25 protein-coding genes are annotated in these 26,656 nt (G+C 75.7%); 11 read left to right on the forward strand and 14 right to left on the reverse strand.

Annotation, left to right across the window (positions count from 1 at the left end):
* The first annotated feature begins 22 nt into the window (after positions 1-22).
* The 8 genes from rapZ (at position 23) to WAA21_RS02365 (ending at position 7,108) form a co-directional block, all read left to right on the forward strand.
* Positions 23-862 carry an RNase adapter RapZ gene (gene rapZ, locus WAA21_RS02330; protein ID WP_442893219.1) on the forward strand — a complete coding sequence of 280 codons (840 nt, stop codon included), beginning with the start codon at positions 23-25 and terminating at the stop codon, positions 860-862.
* Positions 863-909: 47 nt separating this feature from the next.
* Entirely contained in the window at positions 910-1,899 is a 990-nt protein-coding gene (locus WAA21_RS02335; protein WP_336921132.1) for a gluconeogenesis factor YvcK family protein, read from the forward strand.
* Positions 1,900-1,998: 99 nt separating this feature from the next.
* On the forward strand, positions 1,999-2,979 hold the full coding sequence (gene whiA / locus WAA21_RS02340; RefSeq protein WP_336921133.1) for a DNA-binding protein WhiA: 981 nt from the start codon (positions 1,999-2,001) through the stop codon (positions 2,977-2,979).
* A gap of 255 nt (positions 2,980-3,234) precedes the next feature.
* Positions 3,235-4,230: a type I glyceraldehyde-3-phosphate dehydrogenase gene (gene gap / locus WAA21_RS02345; protein ID WP_336921134.1), complete on the forward strand. Its 996-nt coding sequence runs from the start codon at positions 3,235-3,237 to the stop codon at positions 4,228-4,230.
* A gap of 14 nt (positions 4,231-4,244) precedes the next feature.
* Positions 4,245-5,468, forward strand: coding sequence for a phosphoglycerate kinase (locus WAA21_RS02350; RefSeq protein WP_336921135.1), 1,224 nt, complete (start codon positions 4,245-4,247; stop codon positions 5,466-5,468).
* 4 nt (positions 5,469-5,472) lie between these two features.
* A complete protein-coding gene (gene tpiA / locus WAA21_RS02355; protein ID WP_336921136.1) occupies positions 5,473-6,276 on the forward strand; it encodes a triose-phosphate isomerase in 804 nt (267 codons plus the stop codon).
* 135 nt (positions 6,277-6,411) lie between these two features.
* Entirely contained in the window at positions 6,412-6,660 is a 249-nt protein-coding gene (gene secG / locus WAA21_RS02360) for a preprotein translocase subunit SecG (protein WP_336921137.1), read from the forward strand.
* A 97-nt stretch (positions 6,661-6,757) separates the two neighbouring features.
* The gene (locus tag WAA21_RS02365; protein ID WP_336921138.1) at positions 6,758-7,108 is read left to right on the forward strand and encodes an RNA polymerase-binding protein RbpA; all 351 of its coding nucleotides are present in this window, start codon (positions 6,758-6,760) and stop codon (positions 7,106-7,108) included.
* 198 nt (positions 7,109-7,306) lie between these two features.
* Here WAA21_RS02365 and pgl read toward each other — a convergent pair whose 3' ends face one another.
* From pgl to WAA21_RS02435, 14 genes are all read right to left on the reverse strand, one after another.
* Entirely contained in the window at positions 7,307-8,086 is a 780-nt protein-coding gene (gene pgl, locus WAA21_RS02370; protein ID WP_336921139.1) for a 6-phosphogluconolactonase, read from the reverse strand.
* Positions 8,083-9,024 (reverse strand): glucose-6-phosphate dehydrogenase assembly protein OpcA, encoded by a 942-nt coding sequence (opcA, locus tag WAA21_RS02375; RefSeq protein WP_336921140.1) that lies wholly within the window; start codon positions 9,022-9,024, stop codon positions 8,083-8,085. Before opcA ends, pgl begins: the two co-directional genes overlap by 4 nt.
* A complete protein-coding gene (gene zwf / locus WAA21_RS02380; RefSeq protein WP_336921141.1) occupies positions 9,021-10,538 on the reverse strand; it encodes a glucose-6-phosphate dehydrogenase in 1,518 nt (505 codons plus the stop codon). The genes opcA and zwf overlap by 4 nt, the downstream gene beginning before the upstream one ends.
* 14 nt (positions 10,539-10,552) lie before the next feature.
* Positions 10,553-12,214, reverse strand: a complete 1,662-nt coding sequence (locus tag WAA21_RS02385; protein ID WP_336921142.1) for a glucose-6-phosphate isomerase — start codon at positions 12,212-12,214, stop codon at positions 10,553-10,555.
* A complete protein-coding gene (gene tal / locus WAA21_RS02390) occupies positions 12,211-13,362 on the reverse strand; it encodes a transaldolase (protein WP_336921143.1) in 1,152 nt (383 codons plus the stop codon). Before tal ends, WAA21_RS02385 begins: the two co-directional genes overlap by 4 nt.
* Before the next feature lie 78 nt (positions 13,363-13,440).
* Complete coding sequence (gene tkt, locus WAA21_RS02395; protein ID WP_442893214.1) at positions 13,441-15,597, reverse strand: transketolase; 2,157 nt, start codon at positions 15,595-15,597, stop codon at positions 13,441-13,443.
* Positions 15,598-15,850: 253 nt separating this feature from the next.
* Positions 15,851-16,777, reverse strand: coding sequence for a heme o synthase (locus tag WAA21_RS02400; protein WP_336921271.1), 927 nt, complete (start codon positions 16,775-16,777; stop codon positions 15,851-15,853).
* A 68-nt stretch (positions 16,778-16,845) separates the two neighbouring features.
* On the reverse strand, positions 16,846-17,790 hold the full coding sequence (locus WAA21_RS02405) for a COX15/CtaA family protein (protein WP_336921144.1): 945 nt from the start codon (positions 17,788-17,790) through the stop codon (positions 16,846-16,848).
* Between the two features lie 54 nt (positions 17,791-17,844).
* A complete protein-coding gene (locus tag WAA21_RS02410; RefSeq protein WP_336921145.1) occupies positions 17,845-18,666 on the reverse strand; it encodes an anti-sigma factor in 822 nt (273 codons plus the stop codon).
* A complete protein-coding gene (locus WAA21_RS02415; RefSeq protein WP_336921146.1) occupies positions 18,650-19,315 on the reverse strand; it encodes a sigma-70 family RNA polymerase sigma factor in 666 nt (221 codons plus the stop codon). Before WAA21_RS02415 ends, WAA21_RS02410 begins: the two co-directional genes overlap by 17 nt.
* 104 nt (positions 19,316-19,419) lie before the next feature.
* Positions 19,420-20,256, reverse strand: coding sequence for a class F sortase (locus WAA21_RS02420; protein ID WP_336921147.1), 837 nt, complete (start codon positions 20,254-20,256; stop codon positions 19,420-19,422).
* A gap of 114 nt (positions 20,257-20,370) precedes the next feature.
* Positions 20,371-21,177, reverse strand: coding sequence for a DUF4397 domain-containing protein (locus WAA21_RS02425; protein WP_336921148.1), 807 nt, complete (start codon positions 21,175-21,177; stop codon positions 20,371-20,373).
* Positions 21,178-21,314: 137 nt separating this feature from the next.
* Positions 21,315-22,112 carry an ABC transporter permease gene (locus WAA21_RS02430; RefSeq protein WP_336921149.1) on the reverse strand — a complete coding sequence of 266 codons (798 nt, stop codon included), beginning with the start codon at positions 22,110-22,112 and terminating at the stop codon, positions 21,315-21,317.
* Complete coding sequence (locus tag WAA21_RS02435) at positions 22,109-23,113, reverse strand: ABC transporter ATP-binding protein (protein ID WP_336921150.1); 1,005 nt, start codon at positions 23,111-23,113, stop codon at positions 22,109-22,111. Before WAA21_RS02435 ends, WAA21_RS02430 begins: the two co-directional genes overlap by 4 nt.
* A gap of 75 nt (positions 23,114-23,188) precedes the next feature.
* Between WAA21_RS02435 and WAA21_RS02440 the strand changes: the two genes are divergently transcribed.
* The 3 genes from WAA21_RS02440 to sufD are packed head-to-tail and all read left to right on the forward strand — an operon-like array spanning position 23,189 to position 26,645.
* Complete coding sequence (locus tag WAA21_RS02440) at positions 23,189-23,929, forward strand: helix-turn-helix transcriptional regulator (RefSeq protein ID WP_336921151.1); 741 nt, start codon at positions 23,189-23,191, stop codon at positions 23,927-23,929.
* Positions 23,926-25,392, forward strand: coding sequence for a Fe-S cluster assembly protein SufB (gene sufB, locus WAA21_RS02445; RefSeq protein ID WP_336921152.1), 1,467 nt, complete (start codon positions 23,926-23,928; stop codon positions 25,390-25,392). Before WAA21_RS02440 ends, sufB begins: the two co-directional genes overlap by 4 nt.
* Entirely contained in the window at positions 25,389-26,645 is a 1,257-nt protein-coding gene (sufD, locus tag WAA21_RS02450) for a Fe-S cluster assembly protein SufD (RefSeq protein ID WP_336921153.1), read from the forward strand. The genes sufB and sufD overlap by 4 nt, the downstream gene beginning before the upstream one ends.
* Positions 26,646-26,656: the final 11 nt, after the last annotated feature.

The raw sequence follows: 26,656 nt of genomic DNA on the forward strand, positions 1-26,656 counted from the left end.
CGAGGTCCTCATCGTCACCGGCATGTCCGGTGCCGGTCACTCGACGGTGTCGAACGTGCTGGAGGACGAGGGCTGGTTCGTCGTCGACAACCTCCCGCCCCAGATGCTCGGCCCGCTCGCGGAGCTCACCATCCGCGCGGGCGGCGCCGTGCCGCGGCTCGCGGTCGCGATCGACGCCCGCGGCCGCAGCGTCACCCCCGACCTCAGCCGGGCGCTCGACGACGTGCGCGCGAAGGGGCTGTCGCCGGTCGTGCTGTTCCTCGACGCCTCCGACCCCGTGCTCGTGCGCCGCTTCGAGGGGGTGCGCCGGCCCCACCCGCTGCAGACCAGCGGCGGCACCGTGCTCGACGCGCTGCGCGAGGAGCGCGAGCTGCTCGAGCCGGTCCGCGAGATGGCCGACATCTTCATCGACACGACCGACACGAACGTCCACCAGCTCGCCGCCAAGGTCCGCGCCGCCATGCGCCCCGCGGGCGCCACCGGCGCCGACCTGCACCTCACCGTCCTGTCCTTCGGCTTCAAGCACGGTGTGCCCGTCGACGCGGAGAACCTTGCCGACGTGCGCTTCCTGCCCAACCCGCACTGGGTGCCGGAGCTGCGACCCCGGACCGGGCTGGACGCCGAGGTCGCGGCGCACGTCTTCGCCGACCCCGCCGCCGAGCAGTTCGTCGACGCCTACTCCCGCTGCCTGCGGATCATGACGCGGGGCTACCGCGACGAGGGCAAGCGCTTCGCCGTCGTCGCGGTGGGCTGCACCGGCGGCAAGCACCGCAGCGTCGCCATAGCCGAGCAGCTCGCGGGGCGGCTGTCCGGGGACGGCGTCGTCACCCACGCCGTCCACCGCGACCTGGGGCGGGAGTGAGCGTCCCGCCACCGCCGGCCGGACGGGGCGCGCCCCGCCGGGGTGACGTGCCGGCGCCCGCGCGCCGCGGCCGGCGCCGCAGCCGGCCGCTGCGCGTCACCGCGCTCGGCGGCGGGCACGGGCTCGCCGCGTCGCTCGCGGCGCTGCGCCACGTCACCGAGGACCTCACCGCGGTCGTGACGGTCGCCGACGACGGCGGCTCCTCCGGCCGGCTGCGGCAGGAGTTCGGCGTGCTGCCGCCCGGCGACCTCCGCATGGCGCTCGCGGCGCTGTGCCACGACTCGCAGTGGGGACACCTGTGGCGAGACGTGCTGCAGCACCGCTTCCCCGGCGACGGCCCGCTGGCCGGGCACTCGGTCGGCAACCTCCTCATCGTCGCGCTGTGGCAGCTGCTCGACGACCCCGTCGACGGGCTCAGGGTCATCGGCGAGCTGCTCGGCTCACAGGGCCGCGTGCTGCCGATGTCGCTCGAGCCGCTCACCATCGAGGCCGACGTCCACGGCACGGACGGCGACGGGCCCGCCCTCGTGCGCGGCCAGGTGCAGGTGGCGAGCACGACCGGGCGCGTCGGCTGGGTGCGGCTCGTGCCCGAGGACCCGCCCGCCAACCCCGAGGCCGTGCAGGCGGTGCTCGAGGCGGACTGGGTGGTCCTCGGTCCGGGGTCGTGGTTCACCTCGGTGTGCACGCACCTGCTCGTGCCCGAGCTCGCCCACGCGCTGGAGACGACGACCGCGCGGCGGTGCGTGACGCTCAACCTCGCCCCCGGGGCGAGCGAGACCGCCGGCTACGCGCCGGAGCAGATGCTCGAGGTGCTGTCGGCGTACGCGCCGGGCCTGACGCTCGACGCGGTCGTCGCCGACCCGTCCGCGGTCGACGACGTCGACGCGCTCGGCCGTGCGGCCGCCGGCTTCGGGGCGGACCTCGTCATGCGGCAGGTCTCGTACGCCGACGGGACCGCCCGGCACCACCCGCTGCGCCTCGCCGCCGCCTACGCCGACGTCTTCGCCGGCGTGACCGCCGACCTGCGCCGGGCCTGAGCGACGGCTGGGCGCCGACCAGGCGGTGACCGAGCGCTGCGTGACCGCACGGTGACCGGGGCGTGACCCCGCCCGGTCGACGGGTGGCAGGATGACGGGATGGCGCTCACGGCATCGGTCAAGGACGAGCTGAGCCGCTTGCCCGTCACACGGGCCTGCTGCCGCAAGGCCGAGGTCACGGCGATGCTGCGCTTCTCCAACGCCCTCCACATCGTCGCAGGGCGGGTCGTGATCGAGGCCGAGCTCGACACCGCACAGGCCGCCCGGCGGCTGCGCCGCGAGATCGGCGAGGTGTACGGCCACCCGAGCGAGCTGCTCGTGCTGCAGCCCGGTGGGCTGCGCCGCGCCACCCGGTACGTGGTCCGCGTGAGCCGCGAGGGCGAGGCGCTGGCCCGCCAGACCGGCCTGCTCGACGCGCGCAGCCGGCCGGTGCGCGGCATGCCGCCGCAGGTCGTCGGCGGGGCCGTCTGCGACGCGGAGGCGGCGTGGCGGGGCGCCTTCCTCGCCCACGGCTCGCTCACCGAGCCGGGCCGGTCCAGCTCGCTGGAGGTCACGGCGCCCGGTCCGGAGGCGGCTCTCGCCCTCGTCGGCGCCGGCCGCCGGATCGGCATCCAGGCCAAGGCGCGCGAGGTGCGCGGCGTCGACCGGGTCGTCGTGCGCGACGCGGAGGCGATCAGCGCGCTGCTCACGCGGCTCGGGGCCCACGACGCCGTCATGGTGTGGGAGGAGCGCCGCATGCGCCGCGAGGTGCGCGCGACCGCCAACCGGCTCGCGAACTTCGACGACGCGAACCTCCGCCGTTCCGCGCGCGCGGCCGTGGCCGCCGGGGCCCGGGTGGAGCGTGCGATGGAGATCCTCGGCGACGACATCCCCGACCACCTCAAGGAGGCGGGCCGGCTCCGCCTGGAGCACAAGCAGGCGAGCCTGGAGGAGCTCGGCCAGCTCGCCGACCCGCCCATGACCAAGGACGCCGTCGCGGGGCGGATCCGCCGGCTGCTCGCGCTCGCCGACAAGCGCGCGAGCGACCTCGGCGTCCCCGGCACGGACGCCAACCTCACCCCCGACATGCTCGAGGTCTGACCGCGCCCACCGCCTGTCACCGGGCACGTGGGGTCGCCCCGGAGCACCCCCGGGCGCCCGCGTAGCGCGCCCGCGCGCGGCCCCGCGCCGTCGTCCCAGCACCGGGACCGCGATTACCCGGCCGCGAGCCTCGCTTGTAGGGTCGGGCCAGGTGTGACGAGGGCGACACCCCTGCTCCACAGAGAGTCCGAGGTGCGCCCCGCGGCTTCCCCCCGCGGGCCACCGACAGCGAACCACCGACACAGGAGGAACGACGTGACCGTACGGGTCGGCATCAACGGGTTCGGGCGCATCGGCCGCAACTTCTTCAGGGCGGCGCTCGCCGCGGGAGCGGACATCGAGGTGGTCGGCGTCAACGACCTCACCGACAACGCGACGCTGGCGCACCTGCTCAAGTACGACACCATCCTCGGCCGCCTCGGCGCGGACGTCTCGCACTCCGAGGACTCGATCACCGTCGGCGGGCACAGCTTCAAGGCGCTGTCCGAGCGCGACCCCTCGGCCCTGCCGTGGGGCGACCTCGGCGCCGACGTCGTCGTGGAGTCCACCGGCATCTTCGTCGACGCGACCAAGGCCAAGGCGCACATGGACGCCGGCGCGAAGAAGGTCATCATCTCCGCGCCCGCGAAGAACGAGGACGTCACGGTCGTCATGGGCGTCAACGACGGCGACTACGACCCCGCGAACCACCACATCATCTCCAACGCCTCGTGCACGACGAACTGCCTCGCGCCCATGGCGAAGGCCGTCGACGACGCGTTCGGCATCGTCAAGGGCCTCATGACGACGATCCACGCGTACACGCAGGACCAGAACCTGCAGGACGCGCCGCACAAGGACCTGCGCCGCGCCCGCGCCGCCGCCGTCAACATCGTCCCCACCTCGACCGGGGCCGCCAAGGCGATCTCGCTCGTGCTGCCCAACCTCAGGGGCAAGCTCGACGGCTACGCGGTGCGCGTGCCGATCCCGACCGGCTCCGCCACCGACCTCACGGTCGAGGTGGGCCGCGAGGTGACGGTCGAGGAGGTCAACGCCGCGGTCAAGGCCGCGGCCGACGGCACGATCCTCCGCTACACCGAGGACCCGCTGGTCTCCTCCGACATCGTGACGGACCCCGCGTCGTGCATCTTTGACGCCGGCCTCACGAAGGTCATCGGCAACCAGGTCAAGGTCGTCGGCTGGTACGACAACGAATGGGGCTACTCCAACCGCCTCGTCGACCTCGTCCAGCTCGTCGGCCGCGACCTCTGAGGGGCGGGTTCCGCGTGCAGGACGTCGCCGCCCTCGGCCAGGCGCTCGGCGGGTTCCACGCCCGCCGGGTCCTGGTCCGCAGCGACCTCAACGTCCCCCTCGACTCCTCCGGCGACACGCCCGTCATCACCGACGACGGGCGGGTCCGGGCCTCCGTGCCCACGATCCGCGAGCTCGCCGAGGCGGGCGCGGTCGTGGTCGTGTGCGCCCACCTCGGGCGCCCCAAGGGCACCCCGGAGCAGAGGTACTCCCTCGCCCCGGTGGCCGACCGGCTCGCCGAGCTGCTCGAGAGGCCCGTCCGCTTCGTGCCCGAGACGGTCGGGCCGGTCGCCGAGGAGGCGGTCGCCGCGGCCCAGCCCGGGGACGTCCTCCTGCTGGAGAACCTCCGCTTCAACGCGGGGGAGACCAGCAAGGACGACGGCGAGCGCGGCGCCTTCGCCGACGAGCTCGCCCGCCTCGCCGACGCCTTCGTCTCCGACGGCTTCGGCGTCGTGCACCGCAAGCAGGCGAGCGTCTACGACGTCGCGCGGCGGCTGCCGCACGCCGTCGGCGGGCTCGTGCTCACCGAGGTCGAGGTGCTGCGGCGCCTCACCGAGGACGTCGAGCGCCCGTACGCGGTCGTGCTCGGCGGCGCCAAGGTGTCCGACAAGCTGAAGGTCATCGACGAGCTCCTCGGCAAGGCCGACCGCATCCTCGTGGGCGGCGGCATGGTCTTCACCTTCCTCAAGGCCCAGGGCCACGAGGTCGGGAAGAGCCTGCTCGAGGAGGACCAGGTCGAGACCGTCCGCGGCTACCTGCGGCAGGCGGAGGAGCGCGGCGTCACCGTCGTGCTGCCGAGCGACGTCGTCGCGGCCACGGCCTTCGCGGCCGACGCCGAGCACGACGTCTACCCGGTGGACGCCATCCCGGCCGACCGGCTCGGGCTCGACATCGGCCCCGACTCCGCCGCGACGTTCTCGGCCGCGCTCGCCGACTGCCGGACGGTCTTCTGGAACGGCCCGATGGGCGTGTTCGAGATGGAGCCGTACGCCGCGGGCACCAAGGCCATCGCCACCGCCCTGGCGGCGCTCGACGGCCTCGGTGCCCTCGGGGTCGTCGGCGGCGGCGACACCGCCGCCGCGGTCCGGGCGCTCGGCTTCTCCGACGACGACTTCGGCCACGTCTCCACCGGGGGCGGTGCGAGCCTCGAGTACCTCGAGGGCAAGGCCCTCCCCGGCCTGCAGGTCCTGGAGGACTGACCCCATGGCACCAGCCAGCCCGACCCGCACCCCGCTCATGGCGGGAAACTGGAAGATGAACCTCGACCACCTCGAGGCGACGCACCTCGCGCAGAAGCTCGCGTGGCTGCTGCGCGACGCGGGGCACGACCACGACGCCGTTGAGGTCGCGGTCCTGCCGCCGTTCACGGCGCTGCGCAGCGTGCAGACCCTCGTGGAGGCCGACGACCTGCCGCTGCGCCTCGGCGCGCAGGACGTCTCCGCCCACGACTCCGGTGCCCGCACCGGCGAGGTCGCCGGCGGCATGCTCGCGCGGCTCGGCTGCACGTACGTGTGCGTCGGCCACAGCGAGCGGCGCGAGTACCACGGCGAGGACGACGCCACCGTGGCCGCCAAGGCGCAGGCGGCGCACCGTCACGGGCTCGTCCCGGTCGTGTGCGTCGGTGAGCCGCTGGAGGTGCGGGAGGCCGAGGAGCACGTGTCGTACACCCTCGCCCAGCTCGACGGTTCCCTCGCCGGCCTCTCGGCGGAGCAGGTGGCGACGACGGTCGTCGCCTACGAGCCCGTCTGGGCCATCGGCACGGGCCGCACGTGCGACGCCGACGACGCGCAGGAGGTGTGCGGGGCGATCCGCGCACGCCTCGCGGAGGTGCACGGCGACGGCGTCGCCGAGCGCGTGCGCGTGCTCTACGGCGGCTCGGTGAAGCCGTCGAACGTCGCGGGGATCATGCAGCGCCCCGACATCGACGGCGCGCTCGTGGGCGGCGCCTCGCTCAAGGCGGAGGACTTCGCCGGTATCGCGAGGTACCGGGAGCACCCCACCGCGTGACGTATCCTCGCGTGCGGGGACCGGCACGCCGCCGGCCCCCGCGCGCGGGTGCGTGAGCGCCCGACCCCAGTCCGACAGCCCACCAGGTGGCGGCCCGCAGGCCGGCTGCCACGTACGACGGAGACCGACCCAGCCGTGACCACCGTCCTCACGACCGTGCTCCAGGTCCTCCTGGCCCTCACGAGCATCGTCCTCATCCTCCTGGTCCTGCTGCACAAGGGCCGGGGCGGCGGACTGTCGGACATGTTCGGCGGCGGCGCCTCGTCGAACATGGGCGGGCAGAGCATCGCCGAGAAGAACCTCGACCGGCTCACGATCTCGACGGGCCTGGTGTGGGTCGTCGTCATCGTGCTGCTCAACCTCCTCACGCGCTTCGACATCTAGGGCACCGCCCGGCACCGGCGGGCACGGGCCCGCGCGGTCGGGCGGCACGGGCCGTCCCACCGCACGACACAGCACGACCGAGCACCAGGGAGAGCACATGGCAGGCGGCAGCGCGATCCGCGGCAGCAGGGTCGGAGCCGGCCCGATGGGAGAGGCCGAGCGAGGCGAGGCGGCTCCCCGGGTCAACGTCACGTACTACTGCGCGAACGGGCACACCGTGCGGCCGTCCTTCGCCGAGGAGTCCGGCGAGGACGTGCCGGAGCAGTGGGACTGCCCGCGCTGCGGCTTCCCCGCCGGCCGTGACGCCGAGAACCCGCCGGCCCCGCCCAAGGTCGAGCCGTACAAGACCCACCTCGCGTACGTGAAGGAGCGGCGCAGCGACGCCGACGGCGCCGCGATCCTCGACGAGGCCCTCGCCAAGCTGCGCCAGCGCCGCATCATCGTCTGAGGCCCGCCGCCCCTTCCGACGCCCGCCGTCGCCGCGTCCCCGTCGGGGGACGCCGCGCGCTCGCCGGTACCACCGTGGCCGCCGCACCGTCCCACGACCCGGGTCCCGACCGCGGTCGTGGGACGCCGCGCACGCGGCTGGGCGGCTGGATCGCCGCACCGTCCCGCGACCGGGGCGTGGGTGCGGCGGCAGCGGGACCTACGGGCTGGCGGGACGGACCAGCGCGGGCGGCACCTGCGCGGCCGCGGCGCGGTCGAGCAGCCACAGCGTCCGCCGCGTGCCCTCGACCCCGGCGGCGGGCACCTGCCGCTCGCCGGCGCCGCGCAGCGCCATCGCCGCGGCGGGCGCCTTGTCCTCGCCACCGACCACGAACCACACCTCGTTCGCGGCGCGCAGCGCGCCGAAGGTGAGGCTCACGCGCTCCGGCGGCGGCTTCGGCGAGCCGCGCACGCCCGTCACGGTCCCGTCCGCCTGCAGGCCGGGGTGCTCGGGGAACAGCGAGGCGACGTGGCCGTCGGGGCCCATGCCGAGCAGCACGACGTCGAAGCGGGGGACCGCGACGCCGTCGCCGGGACGGCGGTGGCGGGCCAGCTCGGCGGCGTACTCCTCGGCGGCGCGCTCCGGGGTGCGCGTGCCGTCCGCGTCGTCCGGGACAGGGTGGACGAGCGCCGGGTCGACGTCGACGTGGTCGAGCAGGGCGTCGCGCGCCTGGGTCTCGTTGCGGTCCGGGTGACCGCTCGGCAGGTGCCGCTCGTCGCCCCACCACAGGTGCAGCCGCGACCAGTCGACGGCGGCGCGGGCCGGCGAGTCGCGCAGCAGCTCGAGCAGCCGGATGCCGAGCGAGCCGCCCGTGAGCACGACGTGCGGCACGGCGCCGGTCGACTGCACGTCGGTGACGGTCGTGACGAGACGGGCCGCCGCGGCGGCCGCGAGGGTCTCGGGGTCGCGGTGGACGACGACGAGCCGGGGGGCGCTCACGCGGCGCCCGCCCGACCGGCCGGCTCGGGGGAGCCGGTGAGCGACGTCACGACCTCGCCGTAGACGACGTCCGGGTCGAGACGCCGCAGCTCCTCCGCGAGGCACTCCGACAGGCTCCGGCGGGCCAGGCCCAGCCGGTGGTCGGGCTCGCCGGGCTGGCTGAGCACCGCCGTCGTGCCCTCGGGGCGCTCCAGCCGGATGGTGCCCGCCGACCGTTCGAGCTCGACCGCGCGCATGCCGTCGCCGGGCCCGCCCTCCGAGACGCGCTCGACGGGGCACTCCAGGCGCAGCCGCAGCCACGCCGCCACGAGGTCGCTCGACGGGCTGTCCGGGGCGCCCCGCACGACCGCGCGGTCCACGGGCTCGTCCGGCGGCAGGTCGAGGGCGGCGGCGAGGATGGCCCGCCACCGCGTCGTGCGGGTCCACGCCATGTCGGTGTCGCCCTCGTGGTGGTGCCGCGCGCGGGTGAGCAGCGCCTCGTGCGGGTCCTCGCACGCCGCGGAGTCGGTGATCCGGCGCTGCGCGAGCCGGCCGACGGGGTGCTCCGACAGGTCCTCCGGCGGCGTGCCCGGCCACCACGCGACGATCGGTGCGTCGGGCAGCAGCAGCGGGACCACGACGGAGGAGGCCTGGTCGGCGAGCTCGCCGCGCAGCCCGAGCACGACGACCTCACCGGCGCCGGCGTCGCCGCCGACGCGGATCTGCGCGTCCAGTCCGGTCTCCTCGCCGTCGTCGCCGCGCACGACGACGAGCACGCGGCTCGGGTGCTCCCGGCTCGCGTCCGTGGCCGCGCGGATCGCCTCCTCCGCGCGGTCGGCGTCGACGAGGACGAGCAGCGTGAGGACGCGGCCCAGCGCGACCGCGCCGGCGTCGGCGCGCAGGTCGACGAGGCGGCGGTTGATGGCCGAGGTGCTGGTCGCGGGTAGGTCGACGATCACGGCAGCCTCCACGTGCGCCCATCGCGGGCCATCATCTCGTCCGCCCCGGCGGGTCCCCAGCCGCCGGAGTCGTACTGCTCGGGCTGCCCGAGGGACTCCCAGTACTCCTCGATCGGGTCGAGGATGCGCCACGACAGCTCGACCTCGGCGTGCCGCGGGAACAGCGGCGGGTCACCGAGCATGACGTCGAGGATGAGGCGCTCGTAGGCCTCGGGGGAGGACTCGGTGAAGGCGTGCCCGTAGCCGAAGTCCATCGTGACGTCGCGGACCTCCATCGCGGTGCCCGGCACCTTGGAGCCGAACCGGAGGGTGACGCCCTCGTCGGGCTGCACCCGGATGACGATGGCGTTCTGGCCGAGGCCGCGGGCGGCGGTCGCCTCGAACGGCAGGTGCGGCGCCGCCTTGAAGACCACCGCGATCTCGGTGACGCGCCGGCCCAGCCGCTTGCCCGCCCGCAGGTAGAACGGCACGCCCGCCCAGCGCCGGGTGTCGACGTCGAGGCGGATGGCGGCGTAGGTCTCCGTCGTGGAGTCCGGCGAGATGCCGTCCTCCTCCAGGTAGCCGCGCACGCGGCTGCCGCCCTGCCAGCCGGCGGCGTACTGCCCGCGGGCGGTCGCGCTCGACAGGTCCGCAGGGAGCCGGACCGCCGAGAGCACCTTCTCCTTCTCGGTGCGCAGGTCCGAGGCGTCGAAGGAGACGGGCTCCTCCATCGCGGTGAGGGCGAACAGCTGCAGGAGGTGGTTCTGGATGACGTCGCGCGCCGCGCCGATGCCGTCGTAGTAGCCGGCGCGGCTGCCGATGCCGATGTCCTCGGCCATCGTGATCTGCACGTGGTCGACGTAGTTGGCGTTCCAGATCGGCTCGAAGAGCTGGTTGGCGAAGCGCAGCGCGAGGAGGTTCTGGACCGTCTCCTTGCCGAGGTAGTGGTCGATGCGGAAGACGGCGTCCGGCGGGAACACCTGCTCGACGACGTCGTTCAGCTCGCGGGCCGTGCGCAGGTCGCGGCCGAACGGCTTCTCCACGACGACCCGTCGCCAGGCGTCCTCCTCGCTGTCCGACAGGCCGCTGCGCGCGAGCTGCTTGACCACCACGGGGAAGGAGTCCGGCGGCACCGACAGGTAGAAGGCGTGGTTGCCGCGGGTGCCGCGGTCCTCGTCGAGCTCGCGGACGGTGCGGGCGAGCTCGTCGAAGGCGTCGTCGTCGTCGAAGGTGCCCTGCACGAAGCGCAGGCCCTCGGCGAGCTGCTGCCACACCTCCTCGACGAAGGGCGTGCGCGCGTTCTCCTTGACCGCGTCGTGGACGACCTTCGCGAAGTCCTGCCGGTCCCAGTCGCGCCGGGCGAAGCCGACGAGCGCGAAGCCGGGCGGCAGCAGGCCGCGCTGCATGAGGTCGTACACCGCGGGCATGAGCTTGCGCTTCGCGAGGTCGCCGGTGACGCCGAACATGATGAGGCCGCCCGGCCCGGCGATGCGGGACAGCCGACGGTCGCGCGGGTCGCGGAGCGGGTTCGTCATCTCGTGCCCACCCGTCACTGCCCGCGCAGCGCGGCCTCGACCGCGCCGAGCCCCGCCTCGTCGCCCACCCGCAGGGTGAGCACCGGGCGGTCGTGGTCGGCGAGCACCGCCGCGTCGCCGTCGGCCTGCGCGGCCTTCAGCCGACCGAGGGTGAAGTCGCGGCCGGGCACCGGCAGGTCCTCGGCGAGGTCGCCGACCACCTGCACGAAGACCCCGACGGGCGGACCGCCCTTGTGCAGCTGCCCGGTGGAGTGCAGGAAGCGCGGCCCCCACCCGAAGGTGACCGGCCGGCCCGTACGGGCCGCGAGCGCGTCCCGGACCCCGGCGAGCGGGGCGTGGGCGAGCCGGTCGAGGTAGACCATGACCGCGACGTAGCCGCGCGGGCCGAGGTGGTCGAGCGCCGCCTCGACGGCGTCCTCGAGCGAGCCGGTCGCGGCGTCGGGGACCGTGCCCGGGTCGGCGACCACGTCGACGCCGGAGACGGTCGCGCGCGCCTCCCGCGGCTCGGGGGTCTGCTCGAGCAGGCCGCGCGCGGCCTGCTTGGCGCTCTCGACGTCGGGCTGGTCGAAGGGGTTGATGCCGAGCAGGAACCCGGCGGCGGCCGTCGCGTGCTCCCAGACGAGCATCTGCGCGCCGAGCGGGCCGACGACCGTGACGGCGTCCGAGCCGGCGCCGGCGTCGGCGGCAGGGCTGCCGGGCGCGGCGCAGCGGACCACGACGGCGTCGGGCAGGCCGGCGGTGACCTCCGGCGAGGCGGGCCCGACGACGACGGGCAGCAGCCCGACGCCCTGCTTGCCGGTCGACTCCGCGACGAGCTGCTCCGTCCAGTCGCCGAGGCCGGGCAGGCCCGAGCCCGGGTCGTCGACGAGCACGAGCGTGGCGCGCGTGCCCTCGCCGTCCGCGGCCGGCTCGGCGGCGACGACCGCCGCCAGGCGCAGCGCGGGGTTGTCGGCGTCGTCGCGGGCGCACGCGTCGGCCACCGAGGCGGCCTCGTCGAGGAGCCGGTCGACGTCGGCGCCCGCGAGCCCCGACGGCACGAGGCCGAAGGCGGTGAGCGCGCTGTAGCGCCCGCCCACCTCGGGGTCGGCGAGGAAGACCGCGCGGTAGCCGGCGTCGCGGGCCGTCTGCTCCAGCGGCGAGCCGGGGTCGGTGACGACGACGACGCGACGGGCCGGGTCGATGCCGGCCGCCTCGAACGCCTCGACGAACACCCGGCGCTGGCTGTCGGTCTCGACCGTGCCGCCGGACTTGCTCGACACGACGAGCACCGTCCGCTCGAGCTCGACCAGCGCGTCGCGCACCTGGCCGGGGTCGGTGGCGTCGAGGGTGACGAGCGGGACGTCGTGCGCGGCGCAGATCACCTCGGGGGCCAGCGAGGAGCCGCCCATGCCCGCGAGCACGACGCGGTCCACGCCCTCGGCGTGCAGCTCCGCGCGGAGCGCGGCCACCTGCGCGGGCAGGTCGCGCGACGTCTCGTGCAGCCGCGTCCAGCCGAGCCGCTTCGCGGCCTCCTCGCGGGCGTCGGGACCCCACACGTCCGCGTCGCCCGCGCTCGTGCGGGAGGCGACCCGCGCCTCGAGCAGCCGCGCGAGCGCAGCGTCCCGGCCGCGCGACAGCGCGTCGGGGACGCCCACCGCGACCGCCCCGCCGACGGGCCCGCCAGGTGCCTGGCTCACGCGTGCTCCTCCTGGTGGCCGGAGCCACGGACCTCGTCCATCGCCTGCTCGACGGTCTCCAGCAGCTCCGTCCACGACGCCTCGAACTTCGCGACCCCGTCCTTCTCCAGCGCGGTCACGACGTCGAGGTAGCCGATGCCGAGCCGCTCCACGCCGTCGAGGACGCGGGCGGCCTCGTCGTAGGTGTCACGGACGGTGTCGCCCGCCACCTCGGCGTGGTCCTCCGTCGCGGCGAACGTCGAGCCGGGCATCGTGTTGACGGTCTGCGGGGCCACGAGGTCCACGACGTACTTCGTGTCGGGGTACGACGGGTCCTTGACGCCGGTCGAGGCCCACAGCGGGCGCTGCGGGGAGGCGCCCGCGGCCTCGAGGTCGCGCCAGCGCGTGCTCGCCAGGGCCTCCTCGAACGCCTGGTACGCGAGGCGGGCGTTGGCGACGGCGGCCTGGCCGCGCAGCGCCTTCGCCGCCTCGTCGTCGTGCTCGTCGAGGCGCTTGTCGACCGCGGCGTCCACGCGGCTGACGAAGAAGGACGCGACGGAGTGGATGCCGCTGACGTCGACGCCCGCCTCCTGCGCGCGCTCCAGGCCGTCGAGCCACGCGTTGAGCACGGCGCGGTAGCGGTCGAGGCTGAAGATGAGGGTGACGTTGACGCTGATCCCCGCGGCGAGGACGGCGGTGACGGCCGGCAGGCCCTCGACCGTCGCCGGGATCTTGATCATGAGGTTGGGCCGGTCGACCGTCGCGGCGAGGGCCTTCGCCTGCTCGATGGTGGCGGCCGTGTCGTGCGCGAGGCGCGGGTCGACCTCGAGGCTGACCCGGCCGTCGCGCCCGTCCGTGGCCGTGTACACGTCGGCGAGGACGTCGCACGCCTCGCGCACGTCGGTGGTCGTGAGGGCGGTGACGGCCTCCTCGACCGACGCGCCCTGCCCGACGAGCTCGCGCACCTGCTCCTCGTAGGCGGTGCCCTTGGCCAGCGCCGAGGCGAAGATGGTCGGGTTGCTCGTGACGCCGACGACGCCGCGCCCGACGAGACCCGCGAGGTCGCCGCTGCGGACGAGGTCACGGGACAGGTCGTCGAGCCAGACCGACACGCCGTGGCGGCTGAGTGCGGCCACGGGCTCGGCGACGGTGGGGGGAGTGCTGCTCACGGTGGTCCTCCTCGGTTCGGGCTGGCGGTGCGTCGACGTGCGACCCCGGGGCGGCGCGGGCGCCGCCCCGGGGTGTGCTCAGCTGCCGCGCACCTCCGCGCGGGCGGCGGCGATGCTGTCGTGGGCGGCCTCGGCGACCGCCTCGGGGGTGAAGCCGAACTCGCGGAACAGCGTCTCGGCGTCGGCCGAGGCGCCGAAGTGCTCGAGCGACACGCAGCGGCCCGCGTCGCCGACGAGGCCCTGCCAGGGCATGGAGATGCCGGCCTCGACCGAGACGCGCGCCCGGACGGCGGGTGGCAGGACCGACTCCCGGTACGACGCGTCCTCCTGGGCGAACCACTCCATGCTCGGCACGCTCACCACGCGGGCGCGCACGTCCTGCCCGGCGAGCAGCTCCTGCGCGTCGAGCGCGACCTGCACCTCCGAGCCCGTGGCCAGCAGCAGCACGTCGGGCAGCGCGCCGTCGGCGAGGCCGGCCGCCTCGCGCAGCACGTAGGCGCCGCGGGCGGTGCCGTCGGCGCTGCCGGTCCCGTCGGTCCGGTCCAGCACGGGCAGGCCCTGCCGGGACAGCGCGAGCCCGACGGGCTTGGCCCGCTCGAGCACCGACCGCCACGCGACGGCGGTCTCGTTCGCGTCGGCCGGCCGGACCACGCTGAGCCCCGGGACCGCCCGCAGCGCGGCGAGGTGCTCCACGGGCTGGTGCGTGGGGCCGTCCTCGCCGAGGCCGATGGAGTCGTGCGTCCAGACGAACGTCACGGGCAGGCCCATGAGCGCGGCGAGCCGGACGGCGGGGCGCATGTAGTCGCTGAAGACGAGGAAGGTGCCGCCGTACGGCCGCGTGCCGCCGTGCAGCGCGATGCCGTTGAGGATCGCGCCCATCGCGTGCTCGCGGATGCCGAAGTGGAGCGTGCGGCCGTACTCGTCGCCGGGGAACTTCTTCGTGCCGCGGTGGGACGGCACGAAGCTCGGCTCGCCCTCCATGGTCGTGTTGTTGCTGCCGGCGAGGTCGGCCGATCCGCCCCACAGCTCGGGCAGGACGTCGGCGAGGGCCGTGAGCACGTCGCCGGAGGCGGCGCGGGTCGCGACCTTCTTCCCGGGCTCGAACGAGGGGACCGAGTCGGCCCAGCCCTCGGGCAGCTGCCGGCCCGACATGCGGTCCAGCAGCGCCGCGCGCTCGGGGTTCGCCTGCCGCCACGCCGTGAACCGCTCGCTCCACGCGGCGTGGAGGTCGGCGCCGCGCTGCTTGACCGCGCGGGCGTGGGCGAGGACGTCGTCGGCGACGGCGAAGGTCGCGTCGGGGTCCATGCCGAGCAGCTCCTTGACCGCACGGACCTCGTCGTCGCCGAGCGCGGACCCGTGCGACTTGCCGGTGTCCTGCAGGTTGGGCGCGGGCCAGGCGATGACGGTGCGGAGCACGACGAGCGACGGGCGCGGGTCGGCCTTGGCGGCCTGCAGCGCGCGGTACAGCTCGGGCACGTCCTCGGTGTAGCCGGCCTCGGACTCCCGGCTGCCCCGCCAGTCGACCGTCTGCACGTGCCAGCCGTAGGCCTCGTAGCGCGCCGCGGTGTCCTCGGACATCGCGATGTCGGTGTCGTCCTCGATGGAGATCTCGTTCTGGTCGTAGATGACGACGAGGTTGCTGAGCTCCTGGTGCCCGGCGAAGCTCGACGCCTCCGACGTGACGCCCTCCTGGATGTCGCCGTCGGAGGCGATGACGAAGATCGAGTGGTCGAACGGCGACTGCCCCCGGGGTGCGTCGGGGTCCAGCAGGCCGCGCTCACGGCGGGCCGCGACCGCCATGCCGACCGCGGTGGCGAGGCCCTGGCCGAGCGGGCCGGTGGTCGTCTCGACCCCGGCGGTGTGGCGGTACTCGGGGTGACCGGGGGTCTTCGAGCCCCACGTCCGCAGCGCGCGGAGGTCGTCGAGCTCCAGGCCGTAGCCGGACAGGTACAGCTGGACGTACTGCGTGAGGCTGGAGTGCCCGGCGCTCAGCACGAAGCGGTCGCGGCCGGTCCACGCCGGGTCGGCGGGGTCGTGCTCCATGACGCGCTGGTACAGGAGGTAGGCGAGCGGGGCCAGGCTCATCGCGGTGCCCGGGTGGCCGTTGCCCACCTTCTGCACCGCGTCGGCGGCGAGGACGCGGGCGGTGTCGACCGCCCGGTCGTCGAGCTCGTCCCACTGCAGCCGGTCGGTGTCGGAAGTGGCGGACACGGGGGTGCTGCTGCTGTCGCTCACGGCGTGCTCCGTCCGGGTCGCATGACCCCTCGTTGTCTCCGACGACGGTCGCGCCGCCGGGCTCTCGGTGCTGGCGTGCGGGGGCCGCGCGGTCCGTGGGCATCGGGGCCGCGTCGGCCGGCGTGGCAACCCTAGTGACCGGGCACCGGGGTGGCCCACGGGGTCCGTACCCCGGTACCGGCCGAGGCAACCTCCTGCGGCGGATCGGGCCGCCGGCAGCGGGCGGTCCCGCCGGCGGCTCGGGCCGGCGGGCTCAGAAGAGGAAGGGGTCGACCGCGACGGCGAGGAAGACGACCGACAGGTACGTGATGGACAGGTGGAACACCTGCATGGGGCGCACCGCCTGCCCCACGGCCGTGCTCCGGCGCAGCTGGGCGGCGAGGCGCAGCACCGAGGCGCCGAACACGGCCCCGGCCGCGACGGCGGTGACGGTGTAGACGGCGCCCATGCCCGCGACGGGGACGAGCAGCAGGCTGCACGCGACCATCGCGACGGTGTGGGCGACGGTCTGCCACGCGAGCGAGCGCGGGGAGCCGACCACGGGCAGCATCGGGACGTCCGCGCGCGCGTAGTCCTCGCGGTAGCGGATGGACAGCGGCCAGTAGTGCGGCGGCGTCCAGAAGAAGATGATCCCGGCGAGCACGAGCGGCGCCCACGCGAGCGAGCCCGTGACGGCCGCCCAGCCGATGAGCACGGGCATGAAGCCCGCGGCCCCGCCCCACACGATGTTCTGCGACGTGCGCCGCTTGAGCAGCAGCGTGTAGACGACGGCGTAGAACAGCACGGCCGCGACGGCCAGCCCGGCCGCGAGAGGGGTCGCCCCTAGCCACAGCACGGCGACGCTGAGCGCGCCGAGGACGACGCCGAAGACGGACGCGGCGCGCGGTGAGATCTCGCCCGTCACGATCGGGCGGCCGCGGGTGCGGACCATGACGGCGTCGATGTCGCGGTCGGCGACCTGGTTGAGGGTGTTCGCGCTGCCCGCGGCGAGGCTGCCGCCGACGAGGGTCGCGAGCAGCACCCGCCAGTCCGGCAGGCCACCCGCCGCGAGGACCATCGTCGGGACGGTCGTGACGAGCAGCAGCTCGATGATCCTCGGCTTGGTGAGGGCGAGGTAGGCCGCGGCCCGGCTGCGGCGCGGTGCGTCGGCGGCGGGCGGGCCGGCCGGCTCCGCGTTCATGGCCTCGTCGACGGGCCGGCTCGCGGGCCGGGTGGTGGGGTCGGGCAGGGCGGCGTCCGTGCGGGCCGTCACGAGCCGACCAGCTCACGGGCGTCGTCGCGCGCGGCGGGCACGGGCGCCGGGCCGGCCGCCGTCCTGGACCGCAGCCCCACGACGAGGACGGCGAGCGCGACCACGAGCAGGCAGGCCCCGAGCATGTGCAGGCTCACGAGGGCCCGCGGCAGGCCGAGCGCGTACTGCAGCCAGCCGAGCCCGCCCTGCGCGAGCGTGACCCCGAGGAGCACCCAGGCGCGGGTGAGGAGCGCGCGGCGGGCGCCGACGGCGTGCAGGCCGGCGAGCAGACCCACGAGCAGCCCCACGAACAGCACGACGGACTCCGCGTGAAGGACCGACACCGTCCGGAAGTCGAGGTCGAAGCGGATGGGCACCTCGGCGTCGCCGGAGTGCGGGCCCGTCCCGGTCACGACGGTGCCGAGCACGACCGTCGCGGCGCCGGCCGCGACGAGCAGGGCGGTGAGCACGTGCAGCGCGCGCGGCACGAGCGGGCGGCGCGGGCCGTCCGGCTCGTGCAGGCGCAGCAGCAGCACGGTGCTCACTGCCACGAGCACGCCCGAGACGAGGAAGTGCGCCGCGACGGTGGCCGGGTGCAGACCGGTGAGGACCGTGATGCCGCCGAGCACCGCCTGGAACGCCGTCCCGGCGAGCACGGCGGCGCCGTAGCCCCACAGCCTGCGGCGGAACACGAGGAGCAGCACGAGGACGGCGAGGGCCGCCACGCCGAGGACGCCGGTGAGCAGCCGGTTGCCGAACTCGATGTACGGGCGCAGGCCCAGCGCCTGCTCCTCCAGCGGGACGATCGAGCCCGGCACGCACTCCGGCCACGTCGGGCAGCCGAGGCCCGAGCCGGTGAGGCGCACGAGGCCGCCCGTCACGACGATGCCGACCTGGCACACGAGGTTGACGACCACCACGGCGGTGACGGCGCGGGGGACGCGCCGGCGGGCGGTGGGCATGCGGCCAGGATAGGCGGCCGCGGCGCCCCTCCCCGAACCGGGGCGGGCGCGTCGTCAGAGCTCGAGCGTGCCCCGCACGAGGCTCGCCCCGGAGTGCGTGGGGACGCCGTCCGGCGGCTCGCTCGACACGTCGACGAGGCTGAAGCGGCCGACGTCGAGCCCCGGCGGCACGAACAGGTCGGCGGTCGCGGACCCGGCCGTCGCCAGCGGCACCGGCCCGAGCGACACCATGGCGCCGGAGTCGGCGTCGATGAGCCACGCCTCGAGGAAGTCCTGGCCCGTGTCGGGCAGCCCGTCCAGCTGCACCTGCAGGAGCGTCCGCTCGCCCAGGCCCGCGCCGTCGTCGACCGCGGGCGCCGCCGCGGCGACGAGGACGGCGGAGCCGTTCGCCCCCGTGCCCTCGCCCGACCCGAACTCGACGAGGTCGGCGGCCGCGAGCTGGGCGGTCTCGGGCTCGGGGTCGCCCCCCGGCAGGCCGGTGACGAGCAGGGTGCCCGCCGCGCCCACGACGAGCCCGGCCGCCGCGACGGCGAGCAGGCCCCACCCGGGCCGCCGCGACCGGGCGGCCGCGAGGTCCGCCACGTCGGCGGGGCCCTCGAGCAGGCCGGCGGGCGCGGGTACGCGCGCCGACGCGGGACGCACGTCGGGGGACAGGCCCAGCCCGGCCGCGACCCCGTCCCAGACCCGGTCCGGCACCTCGACCGCGTCGAGGTCGCGCGCGCGGGGCCCGCGGACCACGTCGACCGTCCGGGAGAGCTCCTCGACGGTGCGCGTGCACTCGGCGCAGCCGCGGACGTGCTCGACATCCTCGCCGGTGAGGGCCGGCTCCCCGAGGGCGTGCAGCGCGAGGGTGCCCTCGTCAGGATGTGGCCGCACGGGCCACCTCCAGGCTGTCGCGCAGCCGCAGCAGACTCCGGCGGATGTGGCTCTTGACGGTCCCGAGCGGCATACCGAGCCGCTCGGCGATCTGCTTGTGGGTGAGGTCGTGGAAGAACGCGAGCTCGACGACGCCCCGCGCGGGCTGCTCGACCTCGGCGAGGGCGTCGAGCACGGCGAGGCGCTCGACCGCCTGCTCCGGCAGGGCGGCGGCCGGCACGGTCGCGGGTCCGACGACGGCGCGGGCGGCCTCGGCCTGGCGGGCGAGCCGGGCGCGCTGGTGCCACACGTCGGCGGTGACGTGGCGGGAGATGCCGATCAGCCAGCCCGCGAGGGTGCCGCGGCGCGGGTCGTAGGTGTCGCGGCCGCGCCACGCGCGCACGAAGACCTGCTGGGTCGCGTCCTCGGCGTCCTGGCGGTCCGCGAGCGCACGCAGGCTGATGCCGTGCACGAGGCCCGCCCAGCGCGTGTACGCCTCGGCGAGCGCCTGCTCGTGGCCGGCCGCGAAGGCGTTCCCGAGCTCGTCGTCGCCCATGGCGGCGACGTCGTCGGCGCGCAGCCGGGTGCCGTTCGGGGCGGCGGGGTCGCGGTGCGGGTCGCCCCCGTCCCCGACGTCGGGCCGGCCGTGCCGTGGTGTCGCAGGCTCCACGAGGACGAGGCTAGGGCGGGTCGGGCGCGGCGACATCTCGGCCGGACCGGCGTGGTGCCCCGGGGCGGGCCCGGCCGGCCCGCGTCCCGCGTGGCGCAGCGCCCTCACGCGCCGGCCCCGACCGGGACGGCCGTCACGACGACGTTGTCGCGGTAGCGGCGGGTGTCGGGCAGGTACGGGCCACCGCACGTCACGACGACGAGGGCGTGCTCGCCGTCGCGCGCGAAGATCTCGTCGACCGGCAGGACGTCCTTCGTGATGGTCTCGCGTCCCACGACCTCGTAGTCGTGGGCGGTGCCGGAGGCGTCGGTGACGGTGACCCGCGCGCCGACGGCCACCTCGCGCAGCGGGAACAGCGCCCCCTCGCCCTGCGCGATGGTGTCGACGTGACCGGCGAGGACGGCGTGCCCGGCCTCGGCGCCCGGGGCAGGGCCGTACCGGTACCAGCCCACCGAGGCGACCTCGGCGGGGACGACCATCGCCCCGTCGTCCTGCACGCCCACCGGCTCGACGGCGGCGTCGATGCCGAGGTCCGGCACCTGCAGGCGGACCGGCGCGGGCGGCGCGTCGACCGTGAGCGACCCGACGGCGGCGTCGCGGACCGCGACCGGGCCGTACCGGGGGACCGCGCCGGGCCGGGGGTCCTCCGCCGCGCCGTCGGGCCGTCCGGGCGCTGGCACCGTCGGGTCGGCGGGCTCCTCGGCGGGCTCCTCGGCGGGCTCCTCGGCGGGGCCGGCGGTCGCGGGCCGGGTCGGCGCGGGCGCGTCGGCGCCCTGGGCTCCGGCCGCGCGCAGCTCGGCGAGGGAGGTCCCCGCGTCGGGGGCAGGGCGGGTGACCCACCAGGCCACCGGGCCGGCCAGGCCGACCGCGAGCGCCGCCGCCACGACCACGAGCCAGCCGCGCAGGGCGCGGCGGCGGGAGGTGGGGGCAGGGGTGGTCACGGGGCGCTCCGGGGGCATCACGGTTCGGCCGGGGGACCCGCTCGGGGCAGCGGGCGTGGAGAAGGGTAGGTGCCGGCGGGGGCCGCGGGTCGACGGCCCCCACCGGCGGGACGGTCAGTCGCGCGAGGCGCGCACCGCGCGACCACCGAGGACGAGCACGGTCCCGGCGCCGAGGACGCCGACGAGCGCGAGCTGCCACGGCAGGGCGTCGGACACGAGACCGCCGGTCCCGGACGGGACGCCGGACGGGCTGCTCTCCAGGCCGTCGATGGTCTGGACGGCGAGCGCGAGGTTCTCGTCCTCGGCCGAGCCCCACGCGTACACGATCGTGCTCACGCCCTCGGCCAGGTCGAGGTCCGCGGGGCCGATCGCCACCGTGTCGGTGCCCGCGAGCACGACGTCGGCGCTCACCGAGCCGGCGGGCAGCTCGAGGGTCTCCTCGTTCGGGTTGGTCAGCCCCTCGATGACGGGGTCGCCGCCGGCGCGCACGTCGACGGCGGGCGCCGCGGCCGTGTGCCGGACCGTGAGGCGCGCGTCGCCGGCGTCGAGGCCCGAGACGTCGTTGACGAACGGCGTGAGCGTCGGCGTGCCGCCCTCGTCGAGGTGCGCGGCGACCGTGATGTTCGCGCCCGCGGGCACGTCGGCGGTCGCGGAGATGGCCGGGTCCTCCGCCTCCGCGTCGGCGCCGGCCGGGAACACCTCCAGCTCGTAGGAGCCGGCGGGCAGCTCGACGGGGTCGGTGATGGTGCCGGGCTCGAAGTCCTCGAGCAGCACGTCGCCGTTGGCGTACACGTCGACGGTGAGGCCCGGCACGCCGTGGAAGACGGCGACCTGGGCGTCGTCGGAGCCCGACGCGGCCGCCGGGGCGGCGAAGGCGAGGGGCAGGAGCGCTGCACCGGAGGCAGCGAGGACAGTCCGCATGGGTGGTCCCTTCGGTCGGTGTCGGCCGGCCACGGCGCCCCCGAGGGCGTCGACCGGTGACCTCGTGGTCACTGACACCCCTGCTACCGCGGCGGCACGCGCTCCGGATGCACCCGCCCGGCCCCGACGTGGCGCGGTCAGTCCCAGCGCAGCGAGCGGCGGGCGAGCCACCCGAGCAGCACCGCCCACCCGAGCAGCGCGAGGACCGGGTACGCGGCCACGGTCCCGTCGGTCGCCGCCGTCCGCAGCGCCGTGCCGAGCGCGCCCGTCGGCGACCAGGCGACCGCCGCCCCGGCCGTCGCCCCGAGCACCCGCTCGGCGGGCAGCACGAGCCCGCCCGCGACGAGGACCGCCACCCACAGCAGGTTCGCGAGGGCGAGGACCCCCTCGGGCCGGACGAGGGAGGCGAGCAGCAGCCCCGCGGCGAGCGCCGCGGCGGTGCCGGCCACGAGGGCCGGCAGGGCGGCCGCGACCGACGCGGGCGGCAGCGGCACCCCGACCGCCACCGCGGTGAGGGACAGCAGGACGACCTGCAGCGCGACGACCGCCAGCACGGCGAGCGCACGCCCCGCCAGCAGGCCGCCCCGCCCGAGCGGGCTCGCCGCGAGGAGGCGGAGCACCCCGCCCCGGCGGTCGAAGCCGTAGGCGATGGCCTGGCCGGTGAAGGCGGACGACACCACCGCGACGCCGAGGGCGCCGGCCCACGCGGCCTGCGCCTGGGGCAGCGGCGACAGGTCCGGCACCCCCGAGCGGGCCACGCCGAGGAGCACCCCGAGCGGGAGGACGAAGGTGACGAGCAGCTGCTCGCCGTTGCGCAGCACCGCCCGCAGCTCCCACGCCGCCTGGGCGAGGACGCGACGGTGCAGCGGGGCCGGGCCGGCGCCCCGGTGCCCGGCGGCGCCACCCGTCGCGTCCTGGTGGTGCGCGACGGTCACGACGCGCGCCTCACGGCGGCGGGCCCGCCCGCGCGGCGCCGCTCGTCGCCGAGGCGCAGCACGAGCTCCTCCAGAGACGGCCGGCCGACGGCGATCCCGCCGCGGGCGCCGTGACCGGCCTGCCAGGAGGCGATGCTCACGAGGTCGGCGGGGTCGACCGCGCCGCGCAGCTCGAAGCAGCCCGGCCGGGGCTCCGCCAGGACCGCCCCGGGCCCGAGGGCTGCGAGCAGCGCGTCGGTCGCGGCGCCCGGGGGCGCCTCGAAGCGGACGACCTCCTCGCCCGTCACCTCCCCGGGGGCGCCGTCGGCGAGCACCCGCCCCTCGTGGAGGACCACGACCCGGTCGGCGGCGCGCTCGACGTCGGCGAGGGTGTGCGACGACCACAGGACGGCCGTGCCGCCCGCCGCGGCCGCCGCGACGAGGTCGAGAACCGCACGCCGGCCCTCGGGGTCCAGCGCCGCGGTCGGCTCGTCCATGACGAGGACGTCGGGTCGTCCCACGAGCGCGCACGCCACGGCGAGACGCTGGCGCTCCCCGCTGGACAGCCGACGCAGGCCGCGCCCGGCGAGGCCGCCGAGGCCGAGCGCGTCCAGCAGCGCGCCGGTCGGGCGCGGGTCGCGGTGCAGCGCGGCGTGGTGGCGCAGCACCTCGCCCGCCCGGGCCGCGAGCGGAAGCCCGAGGTCCGCGAGCACGACGCCCGTGCGCGCCCGCACGTCGGGACCGGCGCGGTGGGGGTCGGCCCCGAGCACCCGCACGGTGCCCCCGTCCGGCCGGCGTGCGCCGGTCACGCAGTCCAGCAGCGACGTCTTGCCCGCGCCGTTCGGGCCGCACAGGGCGACGACCTCGCCCGCGCGCACCGTGACGTCGACCCCGTCCAGGGCGACGACGGGGCCGGTCGCGCGGGGGCGCCGCAGCCCGCCGCGGCGGACGGGGTGGACCCGTCGGAGCGCCTGCACGACGACGGCGGCCGGGGAGCCAGGGGTCGTCGGCTCGGCGCGCACGGCCCCGATCGTACGGTGGCGTGCCCGGGCCGCGGACGATTGGAGATCGGGCCCGAATTACGTCATGCTGGGTGTGTGCAAATCACGGACGAGGTCGCGCCGCGCGCGGCCGGCGAGACGCCGCGGGAGGGGACCGACGCCCCTCGCGACCGGGTGTTCGCCGCCGTCCTCGAGCACGGTCCCGTCTCCGCGGCCGCGCTGGCCGCCCGGCTCGGCGTGACGCCGGCCGCCGTGCGGCGCCACCTCGAGGCGCTGAGCGACGACGGCCTCATCGAGGCGCGCTCCGCGCGTGCCACGGGTCGGCGCGGCCGGCCGGCTCGCGTGTACGTCGCCACCGAGCGGGGGCAGGCGCAGGCGCCCGGGCTGTACGACGAGCTCGCGGTGGCCGCGCTGGAGTACCTCGCCGACGAGCTCGGCGAGCCCGCGGTCCGCGCCTTCGCCGAGCGCCGCTTCGGCGAGCTCGCCGAGCGCTACCGCCCGGTGATCGAGGCCGCGGGTCCCGACCCGCGGGAGCGGGCCCGCGCCCTGGCGCGCCAGCTGTCCGCGGACGGGTTCGCGGCCAGCGCCCGGACCGTCGCCGTGTCGCCGCTGGCCCGTCCCGACGGGGCGAGCCCGGTCGGCGGGGTGCAGCTGTGTCAGGGACACTGTCCCGTGCACGCGGTCGCCGCCCGCTTCCCGCAGCTGTGCGAGGCCGAGACCCGCACCTTCTCCGAGCTCCTCGGGGTCCACGTCCAGCGCCTGGCGACCATCGCCCACGGCGAGCACGTCTGCACGACCTTCGTCCCCACGCCTGCTGTCAGGAAGGACACCCCATGACCACGCACCCCGAGACCACACAGCCCGTGCAGCCCACCACGGGCTCGCCGGTCCCGGAGGCCACCCAGGCCGAGCTCGAGTCCATCGGGCGCTACCAGTTCGGCTGGTCGGACTCCGACGTCGCCGGCTCCAGCGCGCGCCGCGGCCTGTCCGAGGACGTCGTCCGCGACATCTCCGCGCGCAAGGGCGAGCCGGAGTGGATGCTCAGGCTGCGGCTCAAGGGCCTGGCGATGTTCGGCCGCAAGCCGATGCCCGCGTGGGGCTCCGACCTCACCGGCATCGACTTCGACAACATCAAGTACTTCGTGAAGTCGACGGAGCAGCAGGCGCAGACCTGGGACGACCTGCCCGAGGACATCCGCGCGACCTACGACCGGCTCGGCATCCCCGAGGCGGAGAAGCAGCGCCTCGTCGCCGGCGTCGCCGCGCAGTACGAGTCCGAGGTCGTCTACCACAAGATCAACGAGGAGCTCGAGAAGCAGGGTGTCGTCTTCCTCGACACCGACACCGCGCTCAAGGAGCACCCGGAGCTGTTCAAGGAGTACTTCGGCTCCGTGATCCCGGTCGGCGACAACAAGTTCGCCGCGCTGAACTCCGCCGTGTGGTCGGGCGGGTCGTTCATCTACGTGCCGCCCGGGGTGCACGTCGAGATCCCGCTCCAGGCGTACTTCCGCATCAACACCGAGAACATGGGCCAGTTCGAGCGGACGCTGATCATCGCGGACGAGGGCTCGTACGTGCACTACGTCGAGGGCTGCACCGCCCCGATCTACCAGTCCGACTCGCTGCACTCCGCGGTCGTCGAGATCGTCGTGAAGAAGGGCGCCCGCGTCCGCTACACGACGATCCAGAACTGGTCGAACAACGTGTACAACCTCGTGACCAAGCGCGCGGTGGCCGAGGCCGGCGCGACCATGGAGTGGATCGACGGCAACATCGGCTCCAAGGTCACGATGAAGTACCCGGCGGTCTTCCTCATGGGCGAGCACGCCCGCGGCGAGACGCTGTCGATCGCGATGGCCGGCGAGGGCCAGCACCAGGACGCGGGCGCCAAGATGGTGCACGCGGCGCCGCACACGTCGAGCTCGATCGTGTCGAAGTCGATCGCGCGCGGCGGCGGGCGCACGTCCTACCGCGGTCTCGTGCAGGTGCTCGAGGGCGCCCACCACAGCGCGAGCACCGTGCTGTGCGACGCGCTGCTGGTCGACCAGATCAGCCGCTCCGACACCTACCCCTACGTCGACGTCCGTGAGGACGACGTGCGGATGGGCCACGAGGCGACCGTCTCGAAGGTCTCCGAGGACCAGCTCTTCTACCTCATGTCGCGCGGCATGCCGGAGAGCGAGGCCATGGCGATGATCGTCCGTGGCTTCATCGAGCCCGTCGCGCGCGAGCTGCCCATGGAGTACGCCCTCGAGCTGAACAAGCTCATCGAGCTGCAGATGGAAGGGGCCGTCGGGTGACGACGGAGGTCATGTCAGGAGCGCCCGAGGTCGTCGCCGGCACGCCGGCGCCCGGCGCGAAGGGGGACGCGGGCGCCGACAGCGTGCGCTCCGTCCTCGACACCACGGTGCCGGAGGTCAGCCGCGCCGACCGCGTCCGCTCGCGCGACGTCGAGGACTTCGCGGTCCCGACCGGTCGCGAGGAGGAGTGGCGCTTCACGCCGCTGCACCGCGTGCGCGCGCTGTTCGACGTCGTGCCCGCCGCCGAGGCGGGCGGGGTCGGCGTCGAGGTCCGCACCGACGACGAGGCCGTGTCCGTGCGCGAGCACGGGCCCGAGGAGACCGTCGCCCGGCCGGGCGACCGGGCGGCCGTCGTGGCCGCGGCCTCGGCCGCGGTGCGGCGCACGGTCTCCGTGCCGGCCGAGACGTCGCTCGCCGAGCCCGTGCACGTCGACCTGCGCGGCACGGGCGGTCGCGGCGCCGTCGACCTCGTGGTCGACGTCGGCGCGTTCTCGAAGGCGACCGTCGTGCTCGACCACACCGGCGACGCGGCCTTCGCCGGGACCGTCGGCATCCGGGTCGGCGACTCCGCCGACGTCATCCTCGTGTCCCTGCAGTCGTGGGACGACACGGCCGTGCACGTGGGCCAGCACGACGCCGTCCTCGGCCGCGACGCCACGTTCCGCCACATCGCGGTCTCCCTGGGCGGCGACCTCGTGCGCCTCGACGTGAACGTCGACTTCACCGGCCCTGGGGCCACCTCGCAGTGCCTCGGCCTGTACTTCGCCGACGCCGGCCAGCACCTCGAGCACCGGCTGTTCGTCGACCACAGCCAGCCCTCGTGCACCTCCGACGTCCGGTACAAGGGCGCCCTGCAGGGCGAGGGCGCGCACACCGTGTGGGTGGGCGACGTGCTCATCCGCAAGGAGGCCGAGGGCATCGACACCTACGAGCTCAACCGCAACCTCGTCCTCACCGACGGGGCGCGCGCGGACTCGGTGCCGAACCTCGAGATCGAGACCGGGCAGATCGAGGGCGCCGGGCACGCCTCGGCCACGGGACGCTTCGACGACGAGCAGCTGTTCTACCTGCAGGCGCGCGGCATCACGCCCGTGCAGGCGCGCCGCCTCGTCGTGCGCGGCTTCTTCGCCGAGATCCTCCAGAAGATCGGCATCGAGGAGGTCGAGACGCGGCTGCTCGAGGTCGTCGAGCGCCGGCTGTCCGACGAGGCCCTCGCCGAGGTGCCCGAGCCCACCCCCGCCCCCGCCAGCTGAGAACGAGGAAC

Source organism: Aquipuribacter sp. SD81, from assembly GCF_037153975.1.
In the GTDB taxonomy this organism is placed as follows: Bacteria; Actinomycetota; Actinomycetes; order Actinomycetales; family JBBAYJ01; genus Aquipuribacter.

Excerpts from the sequence above, each read along its gene's own strand:
- rapZ (WP_442893219.1), top strand. The coding sequence starts at position 23 with ATGTCCGGTGCCGGTCACTCGACGGTGTCGAACGTGCTGGAGGACGAG.
- whiA (WP_336921133.1), top strand. The coding sequence starts at position 1,999 with ATGGCGCTCACGGCATCGGTCAAGGACGAGCTGAGCCGCTTGCCCGTC.
- tpiA (WP_336921136.1), top strand. The coding sequence starts at position 5,473 with ATGGCACCAGCCAGCCCGACCCGCACCCCGCTCATGGCGGGAAACTGG.
- WAA21_RS02365 (WP_336921138.1), top strand. The coding sequence starts at position 6,758 with ATGGCAGGCGGCAGCGCGATCCGCGGCAGCAGGGTCGGAGCCGGCCCG.
- zwf (WP_336921141.1), bottom strand. The coding sequence starts at position 10,538 with ATGACGAACCCGCTCCGCGACCCGCGCGACCGTCGGCTGTCCCGCATC.
- WAA21_RS02400 (WP_336921271.1), bottom strand. The coding sequence starts at position 16,777 with ATGAACGCGGAGCCGGCCGGCCCGCCCGCCGCCGACGCACCGCGCCGC.
- WAA21_RS02405 (WP_336921144.1), bottom strand. The coding sequence starts at position 17,790 with ATGCCCACCGCCCGCCGGCGCGTCCCCCGCGCCGTCACCGCCGTGGTG.
- WAA21_RS02425 (WP_336921148.1), bottom strand. The coding sequence starts at position 21,177 with ATGCGGACTGTCCTCGCTGCCTCCGGTGCAGCGCTCCTGCCCCTCGCC.
- sufB (WP_336921152.1), top strand. The coding sequence starts at position 23,926 with ATGACCACGCACCCCGAGACCACACAGCCCGTGCAGCCCACCACGGGC.